This window comes from Christiangramia gaetbulicola (genome assembly GCF_003054225.1).
GTDB classification, from domain to species: Bacteria; Bacteroidota; Bacteroidia; order Flavobacteriales; family Flavobacteriaceae; genus Christiangramia; species Christiangramia gaetbulicola.
On sequence record NZ_QBKQ01000001.1, the window covers coordinates 976,923 to 994,300 of the forward strand.

Here is a 17,378-nt window from a genome sequence, read left to right on the forward strand (position 1 = left end):
CTATAATTGTTTATCAAGAGTTGAAATTACACTTACGGCCTTATCATAGTCATGTTGCATGGTATCTGAAGATGCCGGGGTATACCTGGCATATTCGCAACTTTCCAGTAAAGAAATGAATTCAGATCTCGTTTCCTGGTCTACACCTTTTTCACTAAGCAATGCCTGTATCCTTTCCTTGCTCATTTCGCTGGTCTGGATACTTAGTTTTGCTTTCAGATAATTATGCATGGAACGTTCGAGTGACAAATAGAATTCCTTTTGATCTCCAAGATTTCTTTTAGCTTCAGAAAGATATTTTCGGGCCAGTTTATCTGCTTTTCTCATCCTGTTCCCTCTTACATCATTCGCTCTCTGCTCCCTTTTCTTTCCGAATAAGATGAACAATGGAATTGCCGCCAGCGGAAGCATTAATGCGCCCCAGAATGCTGCCGATCCCAGAAAATCACTGCTATCTATAGGCTTAAGGTTTGTATTAAGTTTAATAAACCTGAATTGACTACCATCTAAAGCCACCGCCTGTTTATTCACCCCAGACAAACCTGAAGGTTCATTTCCTGCCAGTGGTCCTCGATTCACATTGATAAGGATCTCTTCAGAGGTCTTTGTCTTATAGGTTTCTGTAGAAGGATCAAAATAGGAAAACGATAGTGCCGGCAACGGATATTTCCCTTTTTGTGTAGGCACCACGGTATAGGTTTGTGAAATACTTCCCTGCATTCCGTTGAGATTGGTATTCACATTCTCCACGCGTTCCGGGTCATACATTTCTAACGAGGACGGAGCGGTTAATTCCGGAAGATCAAATAATTTCAGATTCCCGTTTCCTCTTACTTCTACTTTCGCCTGAAGGCTCTCACCCGCATTCAGCTCATTTTTATTTGTGGTAACCTTAAAATCGAATTTACCCACAGCCCCGGTGAAATCTGCTGGTTTCCCGGCAGGCAGTGGCTTCACATTGATCTTTTTATTATTGGCGGCGACCGTTTTATTCACGGTCTTATAGATCCTGCTTCAAAAAATATCTCTTCGCTCACTTGGAACATCTACCGCGATAGAAAGAGTAAGAGGCTCTATATTTAGTTCACCTGTTTTCTGTGGATAGAGAATGGTCTTTCTTAAAACCACATATCTATAAGGCTCCCCGTCATATTCCCCGTTTTCAACTCTTAATTGCTGGATGTCGATACTCTGGCTCCAGAAATCGTTGTACTTAGGACTATCGAGTTCACGCCAGTTGCTCACGCTAACACGCGGACTAACATATAGCTTATAAACTACGGTAATGGCTTCGTTAAGATATGGATTAGCCTTGGAGATCTCAGCAACCAGGTGCAGGTTATCTTCTGCGATCATTTCGGTATTATCCCCATCTGTAGGTTTATCTACTGCTGAAGTGATCTCTACCTTGAGAGGCGATGTTTTATAAGTCTTATCATCTATGATTATTTCTGCCTGGCCAATGGTAAGTTTACCAATTTTCTTGGGCTGAAGGTAAAAACTATAGGTTTTGGAATATTCCATCCTTCCATTCAGGATGCTCGTGCTTATCTTCTGGTTAGGACCTCCAACCACGGTGAATCCATCGAAAGACGGCGGATTGAAGTTGTCGCCATCCTCGTTCATTTCGAAATCTACTCTTAGCCGTTCATTAATTCCCAGCTTTTCTCTGCTCACCTTCGCTTCAAACCTCACCTGGGCCTGAATGATCCCGGAAGCACACAATAAAAAACTTAAAATTAAATACTTCAATTTCATCTTTTTCCTCCTATAGCTCAATTCTTTGTCTCGTAAACATCAAAAATGTTACCAGTCTTTGTCAGTTTTCGTTTTGACATCTTTCGCTTTCTCTGCGTTTATTTTATCCTGAACTTTTTTCTCTTCGTTATTCATGGCCTCCAGCAAGCTCTGGATTTGTTGTGGAGATAACTGTCCCTGGGTAGGTCGCTGCTGTTGCTGCTTTTCCTTGTCTCCTTCTTTAGGATCTTTTTTCTCTCCCTCACCCTGATCTTTCTGCTTATCCTCGTTTTGATCGCCTTCTTTTTTATCTTTTTCGTTCTCTCCTTCGTCCTGAGGTTTCTGATCCTCTTTTTCATCTTCACCGCCTTCACCATCCTGGTTCTGGTCCTTGTTCTGCTGATCCTGGTTCTGGTCCTTATTATTTTCGTCCTGCTTGTTCTGATCCTGATTACCTTCCTGATTTTGCTGTTCTTTCTCCAGCATTTTTTTGGCTAAAGCAAGATTATATCTGGTCTCTTCATCTGTAGGATCGTTGCGCAAAGCATTTTTAAAGGCATCTACCGCTCCCTGGTAATTCTTTTGCTGCATGTAAGAATTTCCGAGGTTATGATAAATACGATGCTTTTCGGTTTTTGTTGCAGCAATTTCTGCGGCTGCTTTCAGCCTTTCTTCAGCGTTTAATGATTTCTCCTTGACATAATACAGGTTCCCCATATTATATTTAGCGGTAGTGTTATTAGGATCTTTTGCGATCGCCTTTCTATAGGAAGCTTCTGCACTGGCAAAATCATTTTCAGATAAAGCCTCCTGTGCTTCAGCAATAAATCTATTGGATTCTTTAGTGAGCTTTTCAGGCTTTTCCTGGGCATTCACCTCAAGGAAACCAAAAAGCAGCACGAGACCGGTTAAAATGACATTCTGACATTTATTTTGATGCATCTTTCGCTCCTTTCTTCTTTCGTTCATTAAAAAGATTCAGTTTACGCAGCCAGGCCGTACTACGCTCAAGTACAAAGATATCAAGAAATAATAATGCCAAAGCTATTCCCAGGAACAACTGAAAATGAGATTTAAAATCGGCAAACTGTTTTGCCTCAAATTCGGTCTTCTCGATATTCTGTAATTCTTCGATCACTTTATCCACAACGTCACTAGTGACATTCCCCTGGATATAACTGCCTTCTGCAGCATCTGCGATCTCCTTGAGAGTTTGCGGATTCAGTTTGGTAATAACGGTTTCTCCCTGGTTATCTTTCTTATAATTCTGAATTACCCCGTTTCGCTTAATAGGAATAGGACCTCCTTTTTCGGTTCCCACTCCAATGGTGAATATTCGAATGCCCATTTCTGAAGCCTGCTCCGTAATTTCCTCCACATTCCCTTCATGATCTTCACCGTCACTTAGGATGAACAATACGCGATTGGTTTGCTGCTCGTCATCATAATAGGTAGTTGCCAGTTCGATCGCATCACCAATGGCAGTTCCCTGAGAGGAGATCATATCTGTATTTAATGCCTGAAGGAACATCCTTGCGGCCGAATAATCGGTAGTAATTGGTAATTGCGGATAGGCGCCACCGGCATAGGCAATGATCCCAACCCGGTCACTTCCAAGGTTACTAAGGATCTGGCTTACCAGTTGCTTGGACTTTTCAATTCTGCTTGGCGCGATATCTTCAGCATCCATACTTTTAGAGACATCTATCGCAAAAACAATATCTACTCCCTCCCTTTTTACGGTCTTCAGTTTGGTTCCCATCTTAGGATTTACGAGGGCTACGACCAGACTGGCCATCGCCAGCAATACCAGGATCAGTTTAATGACCGGCTTGGAACGCGAACGGTTAGGCGCGAGGTGTTTTAAAAGATTGCTACTGGCAAATTTCTTCCGGGTCCTGTTCTGCCAGAAAACAAAAATAAGGAACAACAGGACGATCACCGGGATCACCAGCAATAACCAAAACCATATTTTTTCTTCCAGTACAAACATTCTATATAAAACTTCTGAATAAGGTGAGTCTTAATAATATCTCGAATAATAGCAGAATTCCGGCTAACAGGATCAATGGCCTGTATTTCTCATCATAATTATAATAACGAAATTCTTCAATTTCGGTCTTTTCAAGTGAATCGATCTCGTTATAGATCTCCTCAAGCTTTTCATTATCTGTTGCCCTGAAATATTTTCCTCCGGTAGAAGCGGCGATATCTTTTAAAAGCTCTTCATCGATCTCCACCTGAACCCGACCAAACTGTATCCTTCCGCCGGGTGACATGGCAATTGGTGAAAGAGCCATCCCGTTACTACCTACTCCAATGGTATAAACCTTGATCCCGAATTCAACCGCAAGCTCACTGGCGGTATTGGGATCTATAAATCCTGAATTATTAACTCCATCGGTAAGCAGAATGATGACCTTACTTTCGGCTTCACTGTCTTTAAGCCTGTTCACCGCGGTAGCTAGGCCCGATCCTATAGCCGTACCGTTTTCCAGTACATTGTTATATTCAATATCTTCCAGGGCATTAAGAACGATCGTTTTATCGCTGGTTATAGGAGTTTTAGTGAAACTCTCGCCGGCATAAGCCACCAGCCCGATACGATCTCCCGGCCTGTCTTTTACGAATTCTTCAGCCACCGCCTTTAAAGCATCCAGCCGGTTTGGCTGCAGGTCTCTAGCCAGCATACTGGCTGAGACATCTATCGCCATTACGATATCTATCCCCTGTGAACTGCTGGTTTCTGTAGAAACATCCACTGTTCTCGGCCTGGCCATGGCTACAATTATAAAGGAAAGGGCCAGTAAACGAAGCAGGAAAAGTACAGGTCTTAATTTTGGTAAAAATCCCGACTTAACCTTGAATCCTTTGGTAGTGGATATTTTTAATTCGGCAGTTTGCTTATTTCGTTTCCACACATACCAGGCTATTGCCAGTGGAAGCAGCAGGAACAACCAGAAAAATTCCGGGTTTTCAAATGTGAAATTGGCAAACATTATTCGTTCAGGTTATTAATTTCTACAGAGTTAATTATACGCTGGGTGATCTCCTTAGCATACTGATCATTTTCATTGTAAATGACCATGATCTGCTCAAAACCTCCTTTTTCAGCAAAGTTCAGGATCTCGTATTCATTCGGGATCGATTCACCGGTCACAGGGTTTTCAGCTTCAAGGGTACCAAAGATCTTAGTTCCCTTGGTGCCGTTCACTGTGGTGAAATCCTCCTGTTTCATTATTATATTCCGTGCCCCCTGGGCTTCAAGATTGGTGTAAATTCCATCGATGGCCTTTTTAGCATCGAAATTCACTTCACCCTTGAATTTGATAGTGCTCAGGGTCACATAGAAATTACTCAGCAGGCTACCATAGATAAAGGTCTCGGAACCTACCATCATTTGCTGCACATCCTGTGGCATTTCTATCTCTCCCCGCACAAGAACTTCAGGCGTGGTTACTGCTACCGATGGATTACCGTACTCACTTCTAATCCATTCTCCTTCTAGCAATTCCTTTGTTGGATGACCTAAATAAGTATCCTTCACGTAGGTATATCCTTTTGTGGCAATAAGCGCGGTCACACCTATAATAATCACTAGGACCCCGGCTAGAACACCAAGAATAATGCGACGCTTCTTTCTTTTCCTGGCCTGCTCTTCACGGAAAGCTTCATCCTGAAGCAATTCTTCCTCGGTAGGCTCTGGTACGGATGCCCTAAGGTCATCGATAATATGTTGTGTTTTTGAACGATCCTCCTTGGCCGTGATCACATCTGGTTTGGATCTCGCAAATTTGGCCAGATCGGCACGTCTTAAGATCTTTTCAAAATCCCTGATGGTCTCATCGGTAAGATTCAGTTTCCCCTGGCGTTTCTGATCTTCCAGGTAAAGGATCAATTCGTTCGTGGTTCTTTCCAGACCGTGATCATAGATCTTCCTGTCCAGGTATTTACGCACAGCAAAACTCAGCTGAGAATAATATTCTTTAATTTCCCGCTTTTCTAAATATTGTGCCTGGTCCAGTTTCTGTAATTCAGCCATAGCTTCTTCATATGGCGGTAATTCAAATTCCTCTGCATCTTTTTTCTTTTTCCTGATGATCAAAAATGCCACCAGGCCGGCAATAAGAAAAATTCCCAGTAACCACAATAGCCAATCGGGAATCCGGAAACCCGGGGGAACCTCAACAGATGGTTTTATAGGATACAGTTTTTGCTTGGTGGTATCTACCACCACATCATTCACCTCAACGGCGATAGAATCTGTAAAATAGGAACTGCTTGCAATTATAACTTCCTGGCTTGGGATAACATATTTCCCGGAGTCGAATTTAGTAAGGAAATATTCTTTCAATAGCCTGTAATTGCCATTTTCACGCAGCGTATCTGCATCCAGGGATTCCACTAATTCTAATGGAGAAAAGGTCTCGCCTTCAGGAAAAACCACCAGGTCTTCGGGATCTGTCTTAACCTTGATCTGGTATTTGATCTGCTCCCCGATCTTGATCGTTGTGGAGTCTATACTCGCTGAAACCTGTGACTGGGCTTCCGCAGTATTAACCAATAATAATGAGCATATAAAAAACAGAAATCCCAGGCCACCTGAGATATTTGTAGTTGAATATGTGTTTTTAAGGTTTCTAAACATTTTTCTTTTAAGCTCTTCTTTTAAAATAGCCCAGTAATTTTTTCACATAGCTTTCATCGGTCCGGTTGCTAATAGTCCCAGCACCGCTTACCGAAAAACTCTGGTGAAAGTAGTTCACGCGGTCATGGAAATATTTTGAATAAGACCTGCGTACCGCCTTGGAACCAGTATCTACAGTAATATATTCCCCGGTTTCCTCATCCTGCATTTGCACCATGCCCAGGTTAGGTATGGTTTGTTCCATCTTATCAAAAACCCTGATGCCGGTAAGGTCATGTTTTCCTGCCACGATCTTCAAGGTATGCTGGTAATCATCTGCCATAAAATCTGAAAGCAGAAAAACAATCGCTTTCTTTTTCATGACGTTAGAAAGGTATTTCAAAGCTCCGGCAATATCGGTGTTCTTACCTTCAGGTTTAAATTCCAGTAATTCCCTGATGATACGCAGCACATGCGACCTTCCTTTTTTAGGCGGAATATATAATTCTATACGGTCTGAGAACATCATCAAACCTATCTTATCGTTATTCTTGGTTGCTGAAAAAGCTAGAGTCGCAGCGATCTCTGTAATAACCTCTTTTTTGAACTGTTCCTGGGTCCCGAACATTTCTGAACCCGAAACATCTACCATCAACATCATGGTTAGCTCGCGCTCTTCTTCAAATACCTTTACAAATGGTTCATTATAACGGGCGGTCACGTTCCAGTCTATACTTCTAACGTCATCCCCAAACTGGTACTGTCTAACCTCACTAAAGGTCATACCCCTTCCTTTAAAAGTAGAATGATACTCGCCCCCAAAGACATGATCGCTCAGTCTGCGGGTCTTGATCTCTATCTTTCTTACTTTTTTAAGGAGTTCCTTTGTATCCATTTTGTTCAATAAACAATAAACAAGGATCAAAAAACACTAGCTTATTTGATCATTGGGAATTGATAATTGCTAATTGTTACGGTACTTCGATCTCGTTCACGATCTTATTGATAAGATCTTCTGAAGTAATGTTTTCGGCTTCGGCTTCATAGGTAATACCAATTCTGTGACGCAGCACATCATGCACTACTGCACGAACATCCTCTGGCACCACATAACCTCTTCGTTTAATAAAGGCGTAGCATTTTGAAGCCACGGCAAGGTTGATACTACCACGAGGAGAAGCTCCAAAGCTGATCAAAGGCTTTATGTCTTCAAGATTATATTTTTCAGGAGTACGGGTTGCAAAAACGATATCCAGGATATATTTCTCGATCTTTTCATCCATATACACATCCCTTACCGCACTTTGTGCTCTCAGGATCTGTTCAAGATCTACCACCTGATTCACTTTTTCGAATCCACCTTTAAGGTTGGCGCGAATAATCAGCTGTTCTTCGGCCATCATAGGATAATCTATTACTGTTTTGAGCATAAATCTATCCACCTGTGCTTCAGGTAAAGGATAAGTTCCTTCCTGTTCCACCGGGTTTTGCGTGGCCATTACCAGAAATGGCTTATCAAGGATAAAAGTTTCGTCTCCAATGGTCACTTGCTTTTCCTGCATAGCTTCCAGCAAAGCCGATTGCACCTTAGCCGGCGCACGGTTGATCTCATCTGCCAACACGAAATTTGCGAAGATCGGCCCTTTCTTTATACTGAAATCGTTAACCTTCATATTGTAGATCATGGTACCAACAACATCTGCCGGTAAAAGATCTGGGGTGAACTGAATACGGCTGAAGCTTCCATGCACAGCCTGGGCGAGGGTATTGATCGCCAGTGTTTTCGCCAGCCCAGGAACACCTTCTAAAAGTATATGTCCCTGACCTAAAAGGCCTATCAGCAGGCGCTCTACCATGTGCTTCTGGCCTACGATCACCTTATTCATTTCGCGGGTGAGCAAGTCTACAAAAGCACTTTCCTTTTCAATTTTCTCGTTAATACTGGCAATATCAACAGATGAATTGTCTTCCATCATGATTTTCAGATTTTGATGTCGTGAATATACGTACTTGTTGTAAGCGTCGCAAATTGAAAATTTATTGGAATGAGAATGGTTAAAAAAAGGTTAAAATTAAAAAGGCAACACTTTGCAGTGTTGCCTTTTACAAAAAATTATTTTCTGAAAATATTATAGAGTCAGCTCTCCAAGGTCTGTAGTTTCATTTGGTTTTACCTCTACAGTTCCTATAGCATAAACATCCAGGTTGCTATCTGCCTCTGGAATCACCTCTATACTATATACTCCGGCTGGTACTCCATTTAGAGAGAAGTTACCGTCAGCATCGGTATAAGCAGAAATAGTTACAGACTCTCCGGTTAATACTACCAGGCTCTGGATAGAAGTTTCAATATCTACTGGAAGAACCACGGCACCAACTACAACTCCTGCATCAGCTTCAGCAGAAAGTCTTATCACCGGTTTAAGGTTATAACTTCCATTACCAGTAGCAACAATAGATTTATCTACGTCGAAATCAAGAAGGAAAGCATAGTTCTCACCAGCTTCTAAAGTCTGGTTCAATTGCAGTTTAAGACCAGATTGTTGTGCACTTGGCGTATTCAATGGTTTTTCTTCACCATCTACAATTACCGAGTTTTCAGATCCTAAGATCAAACGCATCTGGCTCACGTACCCTGCAGGCACTTCTGTATCAGCTAAAAGTTGAGAAACACCTCCGGTAAGCTCTAACAGGTCATAAACACCAGTTTTTACTTCACCTACGCTTACCCATCCATCACCGTCAACATCAGCTTCGGCTTCTAATTCACTATCAGCCTCAACCTGAATTTCGATATCCTGTACATCCACAAAAACAGCATCGTAGTCACCAGGAGCATCGGTCATTCTTACGGTTAGATTTGCTTTCCCTTCACCAGAAGTAGTAGAACCATCGTCATCGCTACAACTTGTTAATCCAAGGGAAATGAAAGTTGCGATCATTAAACTTTTAAAAGTTACATTTTTTAAATATCTCATAAGTAGATTTTATAGGTTACGGAAGGACTAACGGCAACCTTTGTGCAAGATTTCCCACAGGTCTTTTTATTTAACAAAATTTAACGGAACTTAACCCTGCGTTAATAGACTTTGATACGCTAAGACTTAATTGTTTCTTACATTAGAAATTAAAATTGAAACTATGAAAACGGCCTTAATAACCGGCGCCACTAGCGGCATTGGGAGATCCACAGCGATTAAGTTCGCATCTGAAGGAATTAATCTTATTATCTGCGGAAGAAGAACCGACAGGCTTGAAAAACTGAAAAAGGAGCTATCTGTGGAAACTTCGGTACATATCCTCAGTTTTGATGTGAGGAATCGCGAAGAAGTTCTACAAAAAATTGGTTCCCTTCCCGAAGGATTCGGGAAAATAGACATCCTGGTGAACAATGCCGGAAATGCTCATGGTCTGGATCCTATCCAATCTGGTAGTATGGATGACTGGGATGCGATGCTGGACATTAATGTAAAAGGACTTTTATATGTAAGTAAGGCAGTAATTCCAGGAATGATCGAGCGACAGTCTGGGCATATCATTAATATTGGTTCTACGGCTGGAAAAGAAGTATACCCGAATGGAAATGTCTACTGCGCCAGTAAACACGCCGTAGATGCCATTAACCAGGGAATGAGAATAGATCTTAATGGTAACGGAATTCGCGTAGGCGCTGTAAATCCCGGTCTTACCCAGACAGAATTTAGTGATGTAAGATTTAAAGGAGATGCAGATAAAGCAGAAAAAGTATACCAGGGATTTAAAGCATTGCAACCCGAAGACATTGCAGATATCATCCATTTTGTGGTCTCCAGACCTTACCATGTAAATATCGCAGATCTTACGGTTATGCCAACGGCACAGGCTACAAGCACCATCCTTAATAAGGATTGATTATTTTTTATTGATATTAATTATTTAGTCATGGCTCATTATCAAAATTTCGAGGAATTGGAGATCTATCGCTTAGCTAGATCACAATGTATGCAGATATGGAGTCTGATAAATGAGACCAGTCTTTCTAAGGACTACAAATTAAAAGAACAGATAAACGGGTCATCCGGTTCTGTCATGGATAATATTGCCGAAGGTTTTGGTAGAGGTGGAAATAAAGAATTTATTCAGTTTTTAAGCTTTGCCAGAGGTTCAAATCATGAAACTAAAGCTCAACTTCAAAGAGCGTTTGATAGAAATCATATATCATTAAATGACTACGAAGACATGATAAGCAAGTTGAAGTTATTAATGAACAAATCTCGAAATTCATGAACTATTTAAAGTCATCTGATAGAAAAGGTTTCAAATACGATTAATAAAAAATAAAAATCACTAATAGATAATATCCCGTGATCAACAAACGCCTCCTCATAAAAAACCTGCTAGCTCACAATGATGAGAACAGCTTTTATGACAAAAAGCGACAGTTGAATATTGGCGAAAAAGAAGGTAAGGCGAAATTCCTGAAACATATCTGTGCCTTATCTAACTCCAACCCTGAGAACAATTCCTATATAGTAATTGGGGTGGAAGATGAAGACAGCAGAATTGTAGGGATAGATTTCTTTGATGACAGTAAGATTCAGAATCTTGTAAATGCCTACCTCAGCAATCCACCAATAATATCTTACGAAAATATTCCTTTTCCCCACCTGCCAGACCACCTAGTGGTGGGTTTGGTAACCATTCGGCCCAATCATGGCAAGATATGTTCTTTTAGAAAGAACATCTGGAAATATTACGGCGGATCTGTATTTCTTAGAGATGGCAGCATAAGCATGCCCAAGGTTTTTGATATCGAGATCAAAGATGTAAATTCGGCCATCGTCGCTTCTATCGAAAACCATTCTCATAATAACCTGGAGTATACCTTAGATGGTGTTTTCGATTTCATGAAAAAAAGAAAGGACTATAATCCTTCTTACCGGGTTTTTAATGAGTATTTCGTGGTTTGCTGGGCCGGGAAAGAAAAAAAGATCAAGAATGAAACATATTTTTCCAGGGTAGATATCGAACTTATTAACGAACAGGTAAAATTATTCTATTCAGACCTGGATGAAGTTAGTATCGTGGAAGATAAAGATCAGTTCAAGATCACCGAATATGTTCATCTTGGTTTACATGACCAGTTTCAGTATTATCCTCTGGAGGAGGTGGTGATCAGGTTCAGAGACAATGGCACCTATGATATAGATAGTAAGCTTTTGTTCGTTCCGCCGAGATTCAATAAAAAAACACTTTATCATATCTACAATACCAACAGGGCGCTGATAGAAAAACTCAAAAAAGGATTTGAACTGAACGCAGTGGAAAAGAAGGATATCAGGAACCTCCCCTCCACTTATTTATTATGTTATTTAAATAATTTTACCGAAGCTTTAACCAAGCTTGAGGAAGCCAAACCTTATCTTAAGGCCTATAGCAAGGAAGTATACCATTCCTACAAAGAAAGTATGCGAATTTTAAGAAAGGTGAAATACAATTAATATGTCAAGAAAACTGGTTTTTGGAGACCTGCATGGAGGATTAAAAGCTCTTATTCAATTACTAAAAAAGATAGACCTTAACCCAAAAGACGAATTAATTTTCCTGGGAGATTATGTAGATGGCTGGAGTGATTCTGCCAATACTGTTAGTTACCTCATCGATCTCGCCAAACAAAATTCCTGCATATTCGTGAGAGGAAATCATGATGATCTCGCTCATAAATGGCTTGAAACGGGCGAAATGAATCAAAAATGGCTTGAGCATGGAGGGCAGTCCAGCCTAAATGCCTACCGTAATTTTACTGAAGAGGATAAGAGCAAACACAAAAAGTTCTTCCGGGAAATGGTTAATTATTATCATGATAAAGAAGACCGTCTTTTTGTGCATGCCGGCTTTACCAATCTGCATGGTCCGGAATTAGAATATCACGAAACCGCATTCTACTGGGACCGCACCTTATGGGAAATGGCACTTTCTATGGACGATGCCCTGGAACCTGATGATCATCGTTACCCGAGAAGATTAAGCCATTTTAAAGAGATATTTATAGGTCATACGCCGGTGACCCGCATTGGAGAAACTACCCCTGTGAACAAGGCGAACATCTGGAATGTGGATACGGGCGCGGCTTTTATGGGACCAATTTCCGCAATAGACGTAGACTCAAAGGAGGTTTATCAAAGTGATCCCGTGCACACTTTTTACCCTGATGAGCAGGGTAGAAATTAGGCTTTTATTTATTGCGCCCTCTAAAAGACTATTCATATATTTGAAGTTCAATCCGTTCCAAGATCTAAATATATGATTTTGGATCATTTTGAACGCTGCACGTTTATTGCAGTATATTGAATTGTAACAGAATATTAGACCCTAAGAAATAAGAAATGAGTTTAAAGAATATACGTTTAGAAGTAATGCAAACGGTGGAGAAATCTGTTCAGGGTTTCATCGATCAGTATTTAATCCCCGTAGATGAGATCTGGCAGCCTACAGACCTGCTTCCAAACCTTCAGGATGAATCCGGGTTTGAAGAAGTTCACCAGATAAGAGAAGAAGCCAAGGAGCTTGGATATGACTTTTGGGTGGTACTTGTAGCAGATATGGTTACCGAGGAGGCTTTGCCTACTTACGAATCATGGCTAATGGACATGGAAGGTGTGGAACAGCATGGTGCCAATCGTGGAGAACAAAATGGTTGGGCCAAATGGGTTCGCCAGTGGACGGGTGAAGAAAACCGACACGGAGATACGCTTAACAAATACCTTTACCTTTCTGGTAGAGTAGATATGAAAGAGATCGAAAAAACGACTCAGCATCTTATAAATGACGGGTTTGATATTGGAACCGGAAGGGACCCTTACAAAAACTTCGTTTATACCAGTTTCCAGGAACTAGCTACCAATATCTCTCACAAGCGTGTGGGACAGCTGGCTAAAAAGAAAGGAAACAAGATGCTTGGTAAGATGTGTAATATCATCGCTGGTGATGAGATGAGACACTATATGGCTTACAGGGAATTCGTTAAGACCATCTTCGAACACGATCCAAGTGAAATGATGCTGGCTTTCCAGGATATGATGAAGAAAAAGATCGTGATGCCTGCACAGTTCATTAGAGAATCTGGCCAGGGAATTGCTGAAGCTTTCGAAAACTTCTCCAATGCCGCGCAGAGATTAGGTGTTTATACCACTTACGATTATATCGACATCCTTAAAAAGCTTAATACTTACTGGGAGATAGACAAAATGAGATCACTTACAGACGATGCTGAAAAAGCCCGTGATTACCTGATGGCGCTTCCAGACAGGATGACCAGGATCGCAGACAGGATCGCAATTCCTAAGGATCAGCACCAGTTCAAATGGGTTGAAGCCAACGGAATGGTTTAATAAAATATTCTATATTAGAACCTATAATAAAACCCTGCCACTTGTTAGCAGGGTTTTTTAATGAAATTCTACCCTTAAAAATTCTTATGAAAAAAATATTATTAGCCCTTATCTGTGTAGCCACTTTTAACTTTGGACATGCTCAAAATGCTGAAAAATACAACGAGATAAAATTAAATATCGCCAATACCATCGCTATCGCTTCGGTAGAATTTGGCTATGAAAGATTTCTAGACGAACACCAATCTATCGAAGGAGCTATCCTCATTAACGACAGGATGAATTATCATTCTGAAAAAGGTTCCAGAAATTTCGATACCAACAGTTTTAAAATTGGGTATAACTATTATTTTGGAGAGGAACATGCCGCTTCCGGATTGTACGTAAATCCATTTCTGAAATATCGCAGTGGGGAATTCAGTGAAGATGCTCCAGATGCTGAATTTAATGGTTCATTAATTACAGATATGGATTCATTCATTATCGGGCTCGGTACTGGATATAAATGGAATTTTAACGACACTTTCGTATTAGGGCCATTTATAAACATCGGTAGAAATTTCAGCGACGAGGTAAAAGATAGGTTCTCGGCGATAGAATTCAATGCCGGTTTTAATATTGGCTACAGATTTTAAAGAAAAATAAAGCATAAAAAAACCCGCTCATATCCTGAGCGGGTTTTTTTTGATATTTTCTAAAGTTAAATTTTACTCTCCTTCCATACCTTGTAAGAAGCAAGGTCCTTTTCCATTAAATTCAAACAGAAAGCTACTACCGCAGCATCATCCAGGTAACCTAATACCGGGATAAAATCTGGAATAAGATCTATGGGAGACAGCACATACAATAATGCGGCACCAGCTGCGGCCACTATATTAAATGGGATCTCACGATAGGAACCGCTGGCATAATCTCTAACCAGCGAAAATAAAAGGACGGCATCGTCCATATACCTTTTCAGCTTGCCTTTACTTTCAAATTTATCCAGGATCTGTTCTTCTTTATCTATTACTTTCTCTACATCATCTTGGTCAAAGTCTTTAGCTCTCTTAGAAAGTTCTTCTTGCGCCTGTTCTCTGGAAATTTCGCTCATGTTGTTTTAAATATTTTATCTGAGCCGAAAATAAAAATTATTAAGGCTGAAGACAAGAAAGTTGGCTTCATTTAAGTTCGATTTAACTTAGACTACAAAAAGCCGATCTCTGAAAACCAGTTAAATAAAAAAGCCCCGCAATTTGCGAGGCTATCTTTCACACTTAAAAAACTAAACTATAGATCGAATTTTATCCCCTGTGCCAATGGCAATTCAGTAGTATAATTGATCGTGTTTGTTTGTCTTCTCATATAGATTTTCCAGGCATCAGATCCGCTTTCGCGACCTCCACCGGTTTCTTTTTCACCTCCAAAGGCTCCACCGATCTCAGCTCCAGAAGTACCAATATTAACATTGGCAATTCCGCAATCAGACCCTTCAGCAGAAAGGAATCTTTCAGCCTCTCTCAGGTTATTGGTCATTATTGCTGAAGAAAGACCCTGTTTCACCCCGTTCTGAAGTTTCAGCGCGTCACTTACATCACCTTTATATTTCATGATATAAAGTACCGGCGCGAAAGTCTCATGCTGCACGATCTCGAAATGATTTTCAGCTTCGGCGATAGCTGGTTTTACGTAGCATCCGCTTTCGTAACCTTCACCTTCAAGCACTCCACCTTCTACCAGTATTTTTCCACCTTCTTCAACTACCTTATCTAAAGCAGCCTGGTAGTTCTTCACCGCATCTTTATCTATAAGCGGCCCAACATGGTTATTTTCATCCAGTGGGTTACCAATTCTAATTTGTTTGTATGCGTTCACGATAGCATCCTTCACTTTATCATAAACATCTTCGTGCACAATAAGTCTTCTCGTAGAAGTACAACGTTGTCCGCAAGTTCCAACCGCTCCAAATACCGCACCTATCACGGTATTCTTAATATTAGCGTCTGGAGTAACGATAATGGCATTATTCCCTCCTAGTTCAAGTAATGATTTTCCAAGTCTGGCCGCTACTGCCTGCGCAACGATCTTACCCATTCTAATAGAACCGGTAGCCGAAATCAAAGGCACACGCTCATCTGTGGTCATCATCTCACCTACTTTATAATCTCCGGTAATCAAACTTGAGATCCCTGCAGGCACGTTATTTTCAGCAAAAATTCTCGCCGCAATATTCTGGCAGGCTACAGAGGTCATTGGAGTTTTTTCTGAACCTTTCCAGATACAGGCATCTCCACAAACCCATGCTAAAGCAGTATTCCATGACCAAACCGCTACCGGGAAGTTAAAAGCAGAAATAATTCCCACCACTCCTAGCGGATGGTATTGCTCATACATTCTATGTCCTGGGCGCTCACTGTGCATAGTAAGCCCGTAAAGCTGTCTGGAAAGACCTACCGCGAAATCACAGATATCGATCATTTCCTGAACCTCTCCAAGGCCTTCCTGGTAAGATTTTCCCATTTCATAAGAAACGAGTTTTCCCAGCGGTTCTTTCAGTCTTCTTAATTCGTCATTGAACTGGCGTACCACCTCACCTCTTTGTGGGGCTGTCCAGGTTCTCCATTCTTTAAAACCCTTTTCAGCAGTAGTGATCACCTTTTCGTAATCTTCTTTGGTGGTCGTCTTAACTTTACCAATTAAAGCTCCGTCTACAGGTGAATATGATTCAATGATATCTCCGTTGCTAAACCAGTCGGTTCCGGTAGAAGTACCATTATTGATGTCGTTCAATCCTAAATCTTTCAGGGCTTGTTTAATCCCGAATTCTTCAGCAATTTTGCTCATTAATTTGCGTTTTTATCGATTAATTTGTGTAGTTGTTGCGAAAATAGTAAAAATAAAGCTCTATTCCACCTCAGATGTGAATCTGGAATCCACAGGCATCACTTCCCCGCAGTTATCGCAGGTTCTTAATTCTTCGCTATTATAAAAATGCCTGAAATGCTTAAGAAAATCTGTCTCAATATCCTGAAGCGGGAAATACACTTCGTATAATTTATGGTTGCAGTTATCGCAGAACCACATCAAGCCATCCTTGCCTTCCTCGCCAATTCTTTTGCGTTCTATCACCAGCCCAATGGAGTTTTCACCTCTCTCTGGAGAGTGTGGAACTTTTGCCGGGTGCAGGTACATATCTCCAGTCCCTAGCTTCATCGTGCGCTTCTTCCCATCTTCCTGTATATGAACTTGAATGTTGCCTTCGAGCTGATAAAAAAGTTCTTCGGTTTCATTATAATGGTAGTCCTTACGAGTGTTAGGCCCTGCAACCACCATTACGATATAATCTCCAGATTCCTTGTAGAGATTCCGGTTTCCAACAGGCGGTTTCAAAGTATCCCGGTTCTGTTCGATCCATTTATTTAAATTAAAAGGCTCATTAACTGCCATATTTTCTATTTTTTACTAAAATTAAACATTACTTTTTAGAAAAGTCATAGGATAGTCTTAATATCTCTCCTGGCGCCTGCCCTGGAATTCGGGCACCGCGCTATCCACTGCAAGTCCTCGTCGTTTTTATAAAACTCCTGCGGGCTTTACGCTACTATCGCTGGCGCAAAACATTCAAAATTGCCTTGGATTAAGACTTTTAGCTTGATTTTTTAGTA

15 protein-coding genes and 2 pseudogenes are annotated in these 17,378 nt (G+C 40.9%); 6 read left to right on the forward strand and 11 right to left on the reverse strand.

Going from position 1 to position 17,378, the window contains the following annotated elements:
• The 8 genes and pseudogenes from C8P64_RS04455 to C8P64_RS04490 form a co-directional block, all read right to left on the reverse strand.
• Nucleotides 1-1,758 (reverse strand): annotated as a pseudogene (locus C8P64_RS04455) (BatD family protein).
• Nucleotides 1,759-1,806: 48 nt separating this feature from the next.
• Nucleotides 1,807-2,706 carry a tetratricopeptide repeat protein gene (locus C8P64_RS04460; protein ID WP_108170827.1) on the reverse strand — a complete coding sequence of 300 codons (900 nt, stop codon included), beginning with the start codon at nucleotides 2,704-2,706 and terminating at the stop codon, nucleotides 1,807-1,809.
• Nucleotides 2,666-3,730: a vWA domain-containing protein gene (locus C8P64_RS04465; RefSeq protein WP_108170828.1), complete on the reverse strand. Its 1,065-nt coding sequence runs from the start codon at nucleotides 3,728-3,730 to the stop codon at nucleotides 2,666-2,668. Before C8P64_RS04465 ends, C8P64_RS04460 begins: the two co-directional genes overlap by 41 nt.
• Nucleotide 3,731: 1 nt before the next feature.
• Nucleotides 3,732-4,736, reverse strand: coding sequence for a vWA domain-containing protein (locus C8P64_RS04470; RefSeq protein WP_108170829.1), 1,005 nt, complete (start codon nucleotides 4,734-4,736; stop codon nucleotides 3,732-3,734).
• Nucleotides 4,736-6,385 carry a BatD family protein gene (locus C8P64_RS04475; RefSeq protein ID WP_108170830.1) on the reverse strand — a complete coding sequence of 550 codons (1,650 nt, stop codon included), beginning with the start codon at nucleotides 6,383-6,385 and terminating at the stop codon, nucleotides 4,736-4,738. The genes C8P64_RS04470 and C8P64_RS04475 overlap by 1 nt, the downstream gene beginning before the upstream one ends.
• A 7-nt stretch (nucleotides 6,386-6,392) precedes the next feature.
• Entirely contained in the window at nucleotides 6,393-7,259 is an 867-nt protein-coding gene (locus tag C8P64_RS04480; protein ID WP_108170831.1) for a DUF58 domain-containing protein, read from the reverse strand.
• A 76-nt stretch (nucleotides 7,260-7,335) separates the two neighbouring features.
• On the reverse strand, nucleotides 7,336-8,337 hold the full coding sequence (locus tag C8P64_RS04485) for an AAA family ATPase (RefSeq protein WP_108171282.1): 1,002 nt from the start codon (nucleotides 8,335-8,337) through the stop codon (nucleotides 7,336-7,338).
• Nucleotides 8,338-8,493: 156 nt separating this feature from the next.
• Nucleotides 8,494-9,342 carry a DUF4382 domain-containing protein gene (locus tag C8P64_RS04490; RefSeq protein WP_108170832.1) on the reverse strand — a complete coding sequence of 283 codons (849 nt, stop codon included), beginning with the start codon at nucleotides 9,340-9,342 and terminating at the stop codon, nucleotides 8,494-8,496.
• A 163-nt stretch (nucleotides 9,343-9,505) separates the two neighbouring features.
• On the opposite strand from C8P64_RS04490, the gene C8P64_RS04495 reads away from it, so the two are divergent.
• From C8P64_RS04495 to C8P64_RS04520, 6 genes are all read left to right on the forward strand, one after another.
• Complete coding sequence (locus C8P64_RS04495) at nucleotides 9,506-10,255, forward strand: SDR family NAD(P)-dependent oxidoreductase (protein ID WP_108171283.1); 750 nt, start codon at nucleotides 9,506-9,508, stop codon at nucleotides 10,253-10,255.
• Nucleotides 10,256-10,285: 30 nt separating this feature from the next.
• Nucleotides 10,286-10,630 carry a four helix bundle protein gene (locus tag C8P64_RS04500; RefSeq protein WP_341476480.1) on the forward strand — a complete coding sequence of 115 codons (345 nt, stop codon included), beginning with the start codon at nucleotides 10,286-10,288 and terminating at the stop codon, nucleotides 10,628-10,630.
• A 77-nt stretch (nucleotides 10,631-10,707) separates the two neighbouring features.
• A complete protein-coding gene (locus C8P64_RS04505; RefSeq protein WP_108170833.1) occupies nucleotides 10,708-11,844 on the forward strand; it encodes an ATP-binding protein in 1,137 nt (378 codons plus the stop codon).
• A 1-nt stretch (nucleotide 11,845) separates the two neighbouring features.
• Complete coding sequence (locus tag C8P64_RS04510) at nucleotides 11,846-12,574, forward strand: metallophosphoesterase family protein (protein ID WP_108170834.1); 729 nt, start codon at nucleotides 11,846-11,848, stop codon at nucleotides 12,572-12,574.
• Nucleotides 12,575-12,729: 155 nt separating this feature from the next.
• Nucleotides 12,730-13,734 carry an acyl-ACP desaturase gene (locus C8P64_RS04515; protein WP_108170835.1) on the forward strand — a complete coding sequence of 335 codons (1,005 nt, stop codon included), beginning with the start codon at nucleotides 12,730-12,732 and terminating at the stop codon, nucleotides 13,732-13,734.
• Nucleotides 13,735-13,820: 86 nt separating this feature from the next.
• A complete protein-coding gene (locus C8P64_RS04520) occupies nucleotides 13,821-14,369 on the forward strand; it encodes an autotransporter outer membrane beta-barrel domain-containing protein (RefSeq protein WP_108170836.1) in 549 nt (182 codons plus the stop codon).
• A 134-nt stretch (nucleotides 14,370-14,503) separates the two neighbouring features.
• Here C8P64_RS04520 and C8P64_RS16690 read toward each other — a convergent pair.
• The 3 genes and pseudogenes from C8P64_RS16690 to C8P64_RS04535 all read right to left on the reverse strand — a co-directional run.
• Nucleotides 14,504-14,827 (reverse strand): annotated as a pseudogene (locus C8P64_RS16690) (YkvA family protein); the annotation flags it as partial.
• 176 nt (nucleotides 14,828-15,003) lie between these two features.
• Entirely contained in the window at nucleotides 15,004-16,557 is a 1,554-nt protein-coding gene (amaB, locus tag C8P64_RS04530; protein ID WP_108170838.1) for an L-piperidine-6-carboxylate dehydrogenase, read from the reverse strand.
• Between the two features lie 60 nt (nucleotides 16,558-16,617).
• Nucleotides 16,618-17,160, reverse strand: a complete 543-nt coding sequence (locus C8P64_RS04535) for a 3-hydroxyanthranilate 3,4-dioxygenase (RefSeq protein WP_108170839.1) — start codon at nucleotides 17,158-17,160, stop codon at nucleotides 16,618-16,620.
• Nucleotides 17,161-17,378: the final 218 nt, after the last annotated feature.

Coding starts and splice junctions, on each gene's coding strand:
- C8P64_RS04460 (WP_108170827.1), bottom strand. CDS start 2,706: ATGAACGAAAGAAGAAAGGAGCGAAAGATGCATCAAAATAAATGTCAG.
- C8P64_RS04465 (WP_108170828.1), bottom strand. CDS start 3,730: ATGTTTGTACTGGAAGAAAAAATATGGTTTTGGTTATTGCTGGTGATC.
- C8P64_RS04470 (WP_108170829.1), bottom strand. CDS start 4,736: ATGTTTGCCAATTTCACATTTGAAAACCCGGAATTTTTCTGGTTGTTC.
- C8P64_RS04475 (WP_108170830.1), bottom strand. CDS start 6,385: ATGTTTAGAAACCTTAAAAACACATATTCAACTACAAATATCTCAGGT.
- C8P64_RS04480 (WP_108170831.1), bottom strand. CDS start 7,259: ATGGATACAAAGGAACTCCTTAAAAAAGTAAGAAAGATAGAGATCAAG.
- C8P64_RS04485 (WP_108171282.1), bottom strand. CDS start 8,337: ATGGAAGACAATTCATCTGTTGATATTGCCAGTATTAACGAGAAAATT.
- C8P64_RS04490 (WP_108170832.1), bottom strand. CDS start 9,342: ATGAGATATTTAAAAAATGTAACTTTTAAAAGTTTAATGATCGCAACT.
- C8P64_RS04495 (WP_108171283.1), top strand. CDS start 9,506: ATGAAAACGGCCTTAATAACCGGCGCCACTAGCGGCATTGGGAGATCC.
- C8P64_RS04500 (WP_341476480.1), top strand. CDS start 10,286: ATGGCTCATTATCAAAATTTCGAGGAATTGGAGATCTATCGCTTAGCT.
- C8P64_RS04510 (WP_108170834.1), top strand. CDS start 11,846: ATGTCAAGAAAACTGGTTTTTGGAGACCTGCATGGAGGATTAAAAGCT.
- C8P64_RS04515 (WP_108170835.1), top strand. CDS start 12,730: ATGAGTTTAAAGAATATACGTTTAGAAGTAATGCAAACGGTGGAGAAA.
- C8P64_RS04520 (WP_108170836.1), top strand. CDS start 13,821: ATGAAAAAAATATTATTAGCCCTTATCTGTGTAGCCACTTTTAACTTT.
- amaB (WP_108170838.1), bottom strand. CDS start 16,557: ATGAGCAAAATTGCTGAAGAATTCGGGATTAAACAAGCCCTGAAAGAT.
- C8P64_RS04535 (WP_108170839.1), bottom strand. CDS start 17,160: ATGGCAGTTAATGAGCCTTTTAATTTAAATAAATGGATCGAACAGAAC.